This is a genomic window from Geofilum rhodophaeum (assembly GCF_002210225.1).
GTDB classification, from domain to species: domain Bacteria; phylum Bacteroidota; class Bacteroidia; order Bacteroidales; family Marinilabiliaceae; genus Geofilum; species Geofilum rhodophaeum.
In genome coordinates, this window is record NZ_MWUJ01000024.1 from 24260 (window position 1) to 34008 (window position 9749).

At 45.4% G+C, this 9749-nt stretch carries 16 protein-coding genes; all 16 read right to left on the reverse strand.

What is annotated here, in order from left to right; all coding sequences use genetic code 11:
- Positions 1-119: 119 nt before the first annotated feature.
- Positions 120-1631: a hypothetical protein gene (locus B4W65_RS15155; RefSeq protein WP_088656020.1), complete on the reverse strand. Its 1512-nt coding sequence runs from the start codon at positions 1629-1631 to the stop codon at positions 120-122.
- A 112-nt stretch (positions 1632-1743) separates the two neighbouring features.
- Entirely contained in the window at positions 1744-2013 is a 270-nt protein-coding gene (locus tag B4W65_RS15160) for a DUF7352 domain-containing protein (protein WP_088656021.1), read from the reverse strand.
- A 118-nt stretch (positions 2014-2131) separates the two neighbouring features.
- The gene (locus B4W65_RS15165) at positions 2132-2944 is read right to left on the reverse strand and encodes a GIY-YIG nuclease family protein (RefSeq protein WP_088656022.1); all 813 of its coding nucleotides are present in this window, start codon (positions 2942-2944) and stop codon (positions 2132-2134) included.
- Positions 2941-3522 (reverse strand): terminase small subunit, encoded by a 582-nt coding sequence (locus B4W65_RS15170; RefSeq protein ID WP_088656023.1) that lies wholly within the window; start codon positions 3520-3522, stop codon positions 2941-2943. The genes B4W65_RS15165 and B4W65_RS15170 overlap by 4 nt, the downstream gene beginning before the upstream one ends.
- Entirely contained in the window at positions 3455-3925 is a 471-nt protein-coding gene (locus B4W65_RS15175; protein WP_088656024.1) for a hypothetical protein, read from the reverse strand. The genes B4W65_RS15170 and B4W65_RS15175 overlap by 68 nt, the downstream gene beginning before the upstream one ends.
- Positions 3926-4138: 213 nt before the next feature.
- The gene (locus B4W65_RS15185; protein ID WP_088656026.1) at positions 4139-5080 is read right to left on the reverse strand and encodes a hypothetical protein; all 942 of its coding nucleotides are present in this window, start codon (positions 5078-5080) and stop codon (positions 4139-4141) included.
- Positions 5073-5342 carry a hypothetical protein gene (locus B4W65_RS15190; protein WP_088656027.1) on the reverse strand — a complete coding sequence of 90 codons (270 nt, stop codon included), beginning with the start codon at positions 5340-5342 and terminating at the stop codon, positions 5073-5075. The genes B4W65_RS15185 and B4W65_RS15190 overlap by 8 nt, the downstream gene beginning before the upstream one ends.
- Positions 5339-5575 (reverse strand): hypothetical protein, encoded by a 237-nt coding sequence (locus B4W65_RS15195; RefSeq protein ID WP_088656028.1) that lies wholly within the window; start codon positions 5573-5575, stop codon positions 5339-5341. Before B4W65_RS15195 ends, B4W65_RS15190 begins: the two co-directional genes overlap by 4 nt.
- Positions 5572-5748, reverse strand: coding sequence for a hypothetical protein (locus B4W65_RS17340; protein WP_158522866.1), 177 nt, complete (start codon positions 5746-5748; stop codon positions 5572-5574). Before B4W65_RS17340 ends, B4W65_RS15195 begins: the two co-directional genes overlap by 4 nt.
- Positions 5745-6104 carry a hypothetical protein gene (locus B4W65_RS15200; protein WP_088656029.1) on the reverse strand — a complete coding sequence of 120 codons (360 nt, stop codon included), beginning with the start codon at positions 6102-6104 and terminating at the stop codon, positions 5745-5747. Before B4W65_RS15200 ends, B4W65_RS17340 begins: the two co-directional genes overlap by 4 nt.
- 47 nt (positions 6105-6151) lie before the next feature.
- Complete coding sequence (locus tag B4W65_RS15205) at positions 6152-6346, reverse strand: hypothetical protein (RefSeq protein ID WP_088656030.1); 195 nt, start codon at positions 6344-6346, stop codon at positions 6152-6154.
- Positions 6347-6397: 51 nt separating this feature from the next.
- A complete protein-coding gene (locus B4W65_RS15210) occupies positions 6398-6637 on the reverse strand; it encodes a hypothetical protein (RefSeq protein ID WP_088656031.1) in 240 nt (79 codons plus the stop codon).
- A 20-nt stretch (positions 6638-6657) separates the two neighbouring features.
- On the reverse strand, positions 6658-7236 hold the full coding sequence (locus tag B4W65_RS15215) for a hypothetical protein (RefSeq protein ID WP_146697810.1): 579 nt from the start codon (positions 7234-7236) through the stop codon (positions 6658-6660).
- A gap of 10 nt (positions 7237-7246) precedes the next feature.
- Positions 7247-8833 carry a DNA cytosine methyltransferase gene (locus B4W65_RS15220; protein WP_088656033.1) on the reverse strand — a complete coding sequence of 529 codons (1587 nt, stop codon included), beginning with the start codon at positions 8831-8833 and terminating at the stop codon, positions 7247-7249.
- Between the two features lie 162 nt (positions 8834-8995).
- On the reverse strand, positions 8996-9472 hold the full coding sequence (locus B4W65_RS15225; protein ID WP_158522867.1) for a hypothetical protein: 477 nt from the start codon (positions 9470-9472) through the stop codon (positions 8996-8998).
- Positions 9387-9749: hypothetical protein (locus B4W65_RS17345; protein WP_205741298.1), on the reverse strand; the 363-nt coding region annotated here is incomplete at its 5' end. The genes B4W65_RS17345 and B4W65_RS15225, both read right to left, overlap by 86 nt.

Below are 9749 nucleotides of genomic sequence, written 5' to 3' on the forward strand. Positions count from 1 at the left end.
TTGCTTTAAAAATAGGGAGTTAAGCCGCAGAGTTGACCGATTTCACAGGCTTTACACCTATCAATTTGGCAACTGTGCGAACAAAAAAGGCCAGCCCATAAAGAGCCAGCCTTGAGATATTAAAAGAAAACGCCTGAAAGGTCCTGTTCCTGAACGATGGTGTCGTGCGGGTAGAATGTTTCGGCCAGAGCATCAGAGTAGTCTGTTGAGCGCTTAAGCCTCTTTTTGATGTCCTCCTTTGCTTCAATAATTACAGAACCGTCCGACCTGAATTTCCACTTTATTTCCGTGAGCTCTTCGGTTAGCTCATCGCAGGGAGGGAGGCAAGGATTATTCCCGTTGACAGGATTCAGCCAGTCGCGCAATGCCCAATAACAATACGCCCGCATATTTGCGAACCTATACACCCCGGTAACGTCGGTTAGGTCTGTGGCCCCTTCGCTGAACTTTGCCGAAAAGGCGTTTTTATATCCCAACTCTACAAGGCGGGAATACACCCCGGCCCCTTCGCCTATCGTGTCAATGAATGCTTTGTTTTTAGGGTACCTGAGTAGGTGGGTGAGATAGCCGGCAACCAGCATGTGGTCAGCCTGCCCTGCCTGACCCACAATCTCGAACTTATCAACGTAATTATTGTACCGGAAACAGGCTATTGAATTGTCCCGCCCCATGCCTGCAACGTCCTGACCAATTCGAAGCGGGGTGTTTGGGTCGCGGGGCTTTGCGTTGCGCCAATTCTCTTGTGCTGCTTCAATCCAATGCAAGGGGATAAGAGTGTCCTCTGAGACCTTCGGGAACATTCCACGGACCTTTACCCGGAATAAGTCATTTGGACGGTAAAAACGGCCCTCAAATTCAAAATCACCTTCGCCCTTTGTGAAGTTAGCTTCGCTGATTGGTGTACACCAGCTATCCACTTTGTCTTTTACCCACTGATAATCTACTTGACCGGGGATAACTTCTTGCTTATTGACAACGTTGGGGGATGAAAGGGAGTCCAAACGGTGTTTCTTCCATCGGGCCTGCTTTTGGCTTTGCGCTGCGTACCCTGTTGTGATGTTCGGGTTGAATACAATTAGCAGTCTGGAATTGCCCTGAAGGTTACCTTCTATCGCATCAAAGATTGACTGGTCAATACCCGAAGCTTCCGTAACGACAAACATCGTGTTTGCCGCGTGAAACCCAGACCAAGCCTCATGGTTGTCCTTTGAGGCCTTGAATCCGGTGAGAAACCACTCTTCCCAATCTGTTCTAATGTCATACCCAACCAGCCTGCCGGGCAACACCTTTGCCCGCCTGACCAATCTGGAAACTTCCGGAAACATGATGTTACCTACCTGCCTGTCCGTTGGGGCCGTCATTGCTATCTTGGTGTTTGCAATCAGCTCCCCGGCTTCGTTAAACCGTGGGGTTAGGTACATAAAGCAAACGCAAGCGACCGCAGCGATGAAATCTTTGCCCCGGGCCGTACCTGAGCATACTGACACCCGGGGGTGATTTTGAACGTCGCGAAGGATAGCTTGCTGCTCGGGGTCCAAATCTACCTTAAGCACATCTTTGGCGAACTTGCACCAGTCTGTTTGCCACGCCTTGAATGCGTCTATCGCTTCGCTATTTAATACTTCTTGCATTTATTATGATAGTTTGAACACTCTATTTAACACCTCCGATTATTGCGGCTTTGATATTGATTTTCCCGAGGGGAAATAAAACAACCCTGTTTAACATTTTGCTGTCTGGTTGTTAAACCGTCAATCTGTAATAATGCAACACCAGCGCCCCAAGCTGGCAGGTGGTGATGTATTCAGCCCTGCGGCTGTCGGGGGCGTTTTCGCCTGTAAGAACTGTTATTATCGCCAGCATCTTGCCGACTTTCTCGCCGGGGTCAACTTCTACCCACATGCACATTTCAGCGCCTTGCGGCTGGATGCTTAGTATTTTAGCATCAAACGGGATATCACGGAACGTTTGAACGGTCGTGTGGCGGAACTGGTATTTATGTATCTTTTTCATATCTCAGTTGGTTTTAAGTTGTTTTAAAAGCCTTTTCATCTTAAGGTAATTCTTAATTACCCTGTGAAATTCGGCTATTGATTTAAGGTTTTGGGCGGTCATTTACTTAGGTATTAAACTATTCAAACAATGTTCCAACCGCCTTAGGAACAACATTCTTATTACTAATCAAAGAGTTAAACCCATTATTTATGCTATTAAACTTTACAATGTATTCCGACTCAATACGAAACACTTCACTCTCAGATGTGGAAGGAGGCAATTCTTCCAAAACTTCAAATATCCAATCGCTTAGGCTTGTTTGGCGTAGATATAATCCAAATGGGCTGCTACTGTGTGTTAAATGGTTCCACCACCTAAAAAACGGGGCGTTTCGAGTTTTTCCAACGTAACATTTGCCCGTTGATTTTTCAGTGCATTTGTAGATGTAATGAGATGAATCTTTATTAATGTAATTCAAATCGTCTGGCATTTCCTCATGCTTAAACTTCTCTTTTTTCCACAACTCATAACAGCTATGATTTACAAGGTCATTTCCCGTTTTGTAATCACCTCCACAGAATATTTTACCCTCAAATTTCCGGCTTTCAATCGGTCGGCTCAGGTATTTGTTTTCATGGACGTGGCCACAATGGTCGCACACCCATTCGCCTTCGTTAATCAATTCTATTTCATGATTATAAAGGGGGAATATGACTACATAAAAGAATTGGGCTTTGTCGTTTTTGGTTTCCTTCTCGTAAACTTTGCCGTTCTGAAAGAATTGAGGGTATTTTTCAAGCAACTGGAGTTTTACGTCCGCTTTGTTCTCTGCATAAATAAGCGGCTCCCTCAATACTTCTACGGTATTAAAACCCATGTATTCATCCTTAACTGTAAGGGATTTACATACCCGTATAATTGCTTTAAATGCTGTTTTATTTTGGTTCATTTGCTTGCGCTTTTAATGAGTTGCATAAATAAATCAGCCCCGTCTGCCCCGGTCAGCTCTTGCTTGGTGGGAGCGTTAAACCCAAGCATGTTTGCAAGGGCCTCCATGCTCTTCTGCTTGTCGTACATCTTTATCCGAACGTAAACCTCCACCTCCGGAGCCTGTCCCTTCTTAACTTGCTTTTTGACCTCCTTGGTAGTCACCTCCTGAATACAAGCTTTAACGTCGTCGCTCAACTCTTCAAAGTCTTTTAGCTTCATCCATCCGTCCCGTATCTGCCCCTGTGAAGCTAAAGCAATCTTCATGTGCTCCTTGACTATCATCAACGCCGAAATGCCCGCCGTTTGGGCCAAATTAGCCTTCATTTCCTCAATACGGGCCTTAAGATATGGTTTCCTGAGGTTTTCGGCTCCAATCGCAACGGCTGTCTTTGGACTATAACCGGCGATGATTGCCGCCTTGGTTGCATTGAATCCGTTGGCCAGATATTCATAGCAAAAGCGCTCCTGCTTAGGAGTCAGACCGGACTTCTCCAGCTTCGACCTCTTCGGACCCTGCTTCTTTTTCTGCTTTTCCATCTAACTCGAATTTGATAGTTTGATAAATATATTCTGCTTCTCTGCGAAAGCCTTTATCTACCTGCATGTAATCTCTAACTTTTACAGCAAGTTGCGAAATGCCAGACAATACACCTTCCCGGGACAATAGAATTGCGACCTTTTCTCGTAGCCCTGCCCTGAGCTGTTTTTTGCATTCCAGATAATCGGGGTCGTAAAGCTTCACAAATACAGCGATAAACAGATCCCTTGTGTATTCCTTGTCGTGGTCAATTTTAAGGTGGGTTATGCCCTTTGTCTTGCAAAATAAGGTAAACACCTTAAGCATTTCGTAGCCGTCCAGCGGACGTTCCTTTGCAGTTAGCTCTTTAGCGATCTCCGGGTATCGCTCTTTAAGCTTCAGGTAAATCACTTTGTAATTCATTGCCGGCTTGTTTTTTGGTTATTACTTCGTATGCGTGACTATTCAGGGTAGGGACTCTTTTTAAGGTCCCGGCCTCAACCATTGCACTGAGTTCACTGTCTGCCATTAACCGAAGTTCCCTGAGTACGTCGCTATACATTGCGTGCTCAGGGAACTGTCTCGATTCTCTCTTTTGAGATTGAATCTGCTCTACGACTTTTAGTATCGTATCTCTCATACCAAGGCCCTTTCTTTTTCCAGCTTCTCGGAAAGAAGCTCTTTGTATCTCTTTTCCGTCCTTGGGAAGTATGTGGTTTTGCCAATCTTAACGATGTATTGAGCCTTTGACAGGTTGGGCGGGGGTAGTTGTGGTTTCTGTTTCCGCTCCTTGCTGCATCCGCCTGAGAGGTGCCCGAGCTCACTGGCCACAGGCGAAATCGCACGTATAGGCTGGCCGGGCCGGTCCTTTCGTTTTTTTCGTATCTTTTCCCGCGCCTGTTCCCTTTTGTGAACAACTTTACAAGGGGTACATCTTGTCGCTCGGTGGTGCATCTCGTCAATGCTTGTGCCGCAATCTAAGCAAACGCGAGGGGCCGCTTCTTGTGGCTTTCGCTGATTCTCCGCCTTTGGCTTGTTTTTGACCTCTCTGGTTCCGGCTGTGCCTTCGTCCTTTTCTTTCTTGTAGTAGATTCTCTTGTACTCCCTTTGCATCTCCTTGTTGTGGATGGTAGCGCAGGAAATGCACCGCAGGGCCTTTGGATGTCTTTCAGATATGTCACATCCGCAGTCAACGCAATGCCTTTCAACAGGCTTCTCTTTCATTGCGGCTATCCGGGCTTTCTTTCTTGCTATCTCTGCCAGCCGCTCAGGGTTGTTTGCTACGGATTGCCTCCATCTTTGCTGACCTTCCCGCTGAACGTCGTAAGCGCAGCCAGTGCAATATTTCGCCGTTGCAGAGCGATGTGAAATATCGCAGTCACACCTTTGGCACCTCCTTTCCTCCGGCTCCGATTCCTTGTTTGATTCTCTCTCTGCTGCCCGCTTTTCGTATGCATCTCTCTGATGCTGCTTGTTCATCTTTTCGGCACAAGGGATGCAGTAGATAGCATTAACGGCCCGATCTGAAATATCGGTCGGGCATAACTTGCAGGCGCGTTTTGCAGGTTTCTCACTCATCGCAGACCTCCTTCCTCTCTATAATCACCACGGACCAATTCCCATCCGTGGTCCTCGTTGCTATCACAGAGGCACCTTTGACTTCTTTTCTCCACAACAAGGGGCCTTTATCCCAGCCCCGTATTCCGTGAGCTCTGTAAACCTCCAGCCTGTTGCTGTACTCGTAACAGGTGGCTGTTGAGGTCTGGTCTTCACTCTCCCATACTTGTGCTGATATCGCAATAGGTAGCAATATCAACATTATTGTTATCAGTTTTTTCATTTTTCGTCCTCCTTTTTACCTTTTTCCCATCCCTCAAATTCCTGGGCCAGCTGCTCAATGTCATTGTCTTTTTCGACCATCATCGTGAACCCTCGATGCTCCACATCTACCCATTCCATATCATGCAATTTGCAGATGAATTGCACCTTTTTAAGCATCTTTCGCACGTCATTCCAGCCCTCGGCCTTTAGTTCGAGCGTGCCATTTTTGATTTTTAGAGTGTTTGATTTCATTTTGCAGCCCCCTTTTCTGTTACAGATAATCCAAAATAGAAGTTTAGTAAGTAAAAACCGCTACCATTCCTTCCAAAACCAAAAACAAGAATGAATAATGGGAAATATCCACCATTCGTTATCTTCCACATATTTTCAAAGCTGAAGTTTAATTTATATTTTCCTATATTCATTTTGTTTCCTCCTTAGCTTTTAGGTGGTTATAAACAAAATCCCTCTGCTTGCTGAACTCAGGAATTACAAAATCTTTGCTTTCTGCCATTTCGGGGTCCATTTCATCCCACATCTCTCCAAAAGTATCGGTTATGCATTCGTAGAAATCCTCACCCGTTACGCCTTCGTCTCCTTCCATATTCAGCATATCCACCAACTCGGCGCATTTTTCATGGCTCTTCCAGTCGTACAGCTCACCATTGGCTTTGTGCGCTGAACGCCAGTACGTCGCCCCGACTGGAATCGTGCAACCGCAAAAACTGCAAACGTGCGCTTTTCTCGCTTTTACTTTACCGTATCTGAGTGTTTCCATCATTTCGTTTTAGTTTTTACCCGCCTCCCTGTGTGGAAGGCGGGGGTGGGTTAATAGTCTCCACTCTGATAAATCACAATCTTAGGTCCATCCATCATAATTTCCTCTACCATAAAAATACTTGTATGAGCTATTGCCTGGCTCGCGATCCTTTTAGCTTCGTCTTTATTGTAAGCGAGAATGATTAAGCAGCTCCCTACAGGGTAAAGAGCTTCAAATTCTACATTCCAAAGTTTAAGATTCATCTCTATTTTTTGTTTTACCCCTTACTGGGGTGGTTAAAAATCAAATAACTGTTACCCAAGTGGCACAAATGATTCGATAGCTAATTTTAATTCGTCTCTGAAATAATCCATCGTTCCAATATCGCCAGAGGCGTATTGTTTAACTTGAAATGACAGCTCTGTCAATGCAACGCCTGATTGAATTAGTTTTTGTTCTAGCCAATCCTTGTAGTTTTCTAAATCAAATACAGAATCTTCCTCGCCTATCGTTTGAGGATTTTCTAATCTGAATTGCTTTTCAAATTGATACATGTCTTTAGTTTTTGGGGTGGTTAAAAAGGCATTAATTCATAATCATACACAAAAACAAAAGGGTTGCTTTCCCATGTGCCTTTGCCGCTAATCTGGTCGATAAGTGCGGCGTAGGCTTCGATGTGAGACTGGTATATCATATTCCCCTCCCATCCAAAAATGAAAGACCTGCTGTCGTGGGTGTAACCTTCAATGCCCTCCTTTATGCAGTCCTCTTCTGTAATTTCCTGCAAGCGCTCAAATCTTACATCAGTAATTTTTATAAAATAACGGGCGGCTGACTGGGGCATGAAGAGTTTGTTTTTCCAAGGATTTGAAATGTCTGGAATTTGAGTGTTAATAAAGGTCTTGTCTGATTTTTCAAACTTGTAAAAAATCTTATCCATGCTGAAATCGTCAATATATGGCTCCTTTAGGTATACGATTTCATCTACTTTATACTTCGGTCTTATCTCCTTGCCATGCCAGTCCTCAAACAACACGTTGGTGGTCCGCGGGCCTATATCGTCCGGTTGTGCATTCGCGATCCTCCGGGTTTGCGTTTTCCTCATCTGAATTGTTGAGTGAAAAAGCGGCTCTTTGAAACATATTCCTTTCATAGTTTTAATTTTATGCTGTTACTTGGTTAAACTCTTGAATCAAAGCCGCAGCGCTGGCCCGGGCTATCTCCCTGGCCACAATGGGCACAACGGCATTCCCGATGAACTTCTTTTGGTCTGCTTGAGTGCCCTTTAAAATGTAGTCAGCTGGGAAGCCTTGAATTTTAAGAAGCTCGGGAACCTTCAGCATTCTCATTTTAATATCCGCTATGCCGTGGGCCTGCATAAATTGCTTTATTTTTTGCATCACAAGGCTGTCGGAATTGCTATGCTCCACATTTGAAAAGCCTTGCCGAACCTCAACCAGTGAGGGGGGCCGCTTATCCATCCTGGCAATAAGTGTAAAGCAAGGCTTGTCAACCGAACTTCCAGCGCTTTGGTATTGCGGATTAAGCAGGTAGTGATGTTTACGACAAGCTAAAATTGTTGGCGCCGGTTCATCCAGTGAGCGCCCCACGTTTTTGAAGTTAGTATCCATCAACCAGCCTTTAACGGTCACAAGGTTCTGCTTCGGTGAAGTTGTTAAAGTGCCGTTTGGCTGCTCTACCGAACTGGCTCTGCCTGTTCCGTACTGATTGTCAAGAAAGCGAACAGAAGCCACGGAAAAGCGGTCTTTTGTTGTAACGGTTGGGCACGGCTCCAATATACTTTGAGCGCCTTGGGAATTGCTGTAATAGCTTGTGAGGAAAGAAGCACGCACAACTGATTGGTTGGCGCTGGTCGTTATTGCTCCGGTAGGGCCTTTAAAGCTGACCACTTTACCAGCCGGGCGGCCTGAAAAATGCTTTTGGATGAACCCTTCCTCACCATTGGCCACAAACTTCACCAGCCCGGCATAAATCCGCTCCAAAGTGGCATCTACCAACGGCTTCCGACGCTTAAAAACACTTTCTCCTTCGTCCTCAAAATCCAAAACCTCTTTCACAGCCTTCCAGGGGCGAAGGTTGTTTGCAAACATCCCACCGGCCTCAACCCTCCGGGCGTGGGTAGGTTCTGGCCACACTATTGGCAGGCCCTTTTTTGCGAACTGAGCAAAGTAACGCTCCCTGCTGGTATAGGCTCCAAAATCAGCAGAGTTGAGTATTTTCCAGTCAAACGAATAACCGTAACTGCACATACGCTTTACCCAATGCACATAATCAACTCCATTTTTTCGGCTTATCGGCCGGCCATTTTCGTCCAGCGGGCCCCAGCTCATAAATTCCCGCACGTTTTCGATTTTCACGTAATCAGGCTGGACGGCCTCAATGTAATCGTAAAGCGAATATGCCAATGTCCTGCTGTCTGCATCCCTGGGCAGGCCTCCTTTAGCCTTTGAGTAGTTGGTGCATTCCAAGCTGGCCCAAATCACAATGATACAGCCTGAGTGGTCTTTGCGAAGGGTTCGCACCAAGGCGGCGATGTGCTGAATTACCTTCATATCCCTAACGTCCTCAACGAAATGAATACAGTCGGGATGATTCGCTTTGTGACTCTCAATGGCTTTTGCATCGTGGTTCACGCAAGCGGCCACTTGGATGTTAGGATTGCCGGCAAGGTGAATGCCTGTTGTCGTCCCTCCGGCACCTGAAAACAGGTCTATGTAAAAGATTTTCATAGTTAGATGGTTTTAATATTTCCAATTGATGGGGCGGCCCCTGTTGTGCTAATAGCTGTTTTTGCGTGCTAAGCCATTGAATTTTGACACGAACCCCCTGTTCAAGTGTATTCTATTGCGACACCCCCATTTTAATCCCTTAAAAGCACCTTATTTTGATTTTCAGATTTCATCCGGGATTCCATGCCGAAATTTGTCCGCTTTGCTCACATACAGAAAAACCTCTTTGTGCTTTACTTTTGTGTATGTTTCAAAGCTTGCTTTATGCTCAGTGACCAGCGAAATGAACTGCTGGTAAGTGTACAGTTTGACGTTTTTGTCATAGCTCAGAAAGTTCGCAAGGGTAGGGGTGGGGTACGGGCAGTTGTCGATCACATTGTTCACAGCATCAATCATTCTCGTATCACAGAACCCCTTTGCCTTGAACCGCTCAATCAATATCTGAAAGAACTCTGGCGGCAGGGCCGGGAACGCAGCTTTTACTTTTGCCGCATTTCGCACCAGCTCTTTTTGGCTTAACTCTCCCCTGTAAACGCTCAACTCAAACCCGGATTCAGTCTTCCTCAAAGGAATGCTTGAGGATTTCTGCAAGCTGGTCGAGGCTTGTTGCTTCTTTATTATTTCCCCTATTTTTTCCATTGTTTTGAAATTTGTCTGCATTTTTAAACCATGTGGAAAGCCTGCGATTTATCCCGAACGTTTTTTCTTTTTCGAATCGCATCTTTTTGTCATTTGCGCCGTGCTCTGTCCAGTAATCAAAGAAGTTTTTAAGCTCGCTTTGGTCGGTGTATCCAATTTTGACAGCTTCGTTATAAACTTTTGTTGCAAATTCCCTTTTTCGAACCTCTAAATCTATTTTTGGGGAGAGTGGCGATTTATCGCCCCCCTTTTCTTCTACTTCTACTTCTACTTCTAC

Bases quoted from the DNA above. Each gene is read 5' to 3' on its own strand.
- B4W65_RS15155 (WP_088656020.1), bottom strand. From the start codon at position 1,631: ATGCAAGAAGTATTAAATAGCGAAGCGATAGACGCATTCAAGGCGTGG.
- B4W65_RS15160 (WP_088656021.1), bottom strand. From the start codon at position 2,013: ATGAAAAAGATACATAAATACCAGTTCCGCCACACGACCGTTCAAACG.
- B4W65_RS15165 (WP_088656022.1), bottom strand. From the start codon at position 2,944: ATGAACCAAAATAAAACAGCATTTAAAGCAATTATACGGGTATGTAAA.
- B4W65_RS15170 (WP_088656023.1), bottom strand. From the start codon at position 3,522: ATGGAAAAGCAGAAAAAGAAGCAGGGTCCGAAGAGGTCGAAGCTGGAG.
- B4W65_RS15175 (WP_088656024.1), bottom strand. From the start codon at position 3,925: ATGAATTACAAAGTGATTTACCTGAAGCTTAAAGAGCGATACCCGGAG.
- B4W65_RS15185 (WP_088656026.1), bottom strand. From the start codon at position 5,080: ATGAGTGAGAAACCTGCAAAACGCGCCTGCAAGTTATGCCCGACCGAT.
- B4W65_RS15190 (WP_088656027.1), bottom strand. From the start codon at position 5,342: ATGAAAAAACTGATAACAATAATGTTGATATTGCTACCTATTGCGATA.
- B4W65_RS15195 (WP_088656028.1), bottom strand. From the start codon at position 5,575: ATGAAATCAAACACTCTAAAAATCAAAAATGGCACGCTCGAACTAAAG.
- B4W65_RS17340 (WP_158522866.1), bottom strand. From the start codon at position 5,748: ATGAATATAGGAAAATATAAATTAAACTTCAGCTTTGAAAATATGTGG.
- B4W65_RS15200 (WP_088656029.1), bottom strand. From the start codon at position 6,104: ATGATGGAAACACTCAGATACGGTAAAGTAAAAGCGAGAAAAGCGCAC.
- B4W65_RS15205 (WP_088656030.1), bottom strand. From the start codon at position 6,346: ATGAATCTTAAACTTTGGAATGTAGAATTTGAAGCTCTTTACCCTGTA.
- B4W65_RS15210 (WP_088656031.1), bottom strand. From the start codon at position 6,637: ATGTATCAATTTGAAAAGCAATTCAGATTAGAAAATCCTCAAACGATA.
- B4W65_RS15215 (WP_146697810.1), bottom strand. From the start codon at position 7,236: ATGAAAGGAATATGTTTCAAAGAGCCGCTTTTTCACTCAACAATTCAG.
- B4W65_RS15220 (WP_088656033.1), bottom strand. From the start codon at position 8,833: ATGAAAATCTTTTACATAGACCTGTTTTCAGGTGCCGGAGGGACGACA.
- B4W65_RS15225 (WP_158522867.1), bottom strand. From the start codon at position 9,472: ATGGAAAAAATAGGGGAAATAATAAAGAAGCAACAAGCCTCGACCAGC.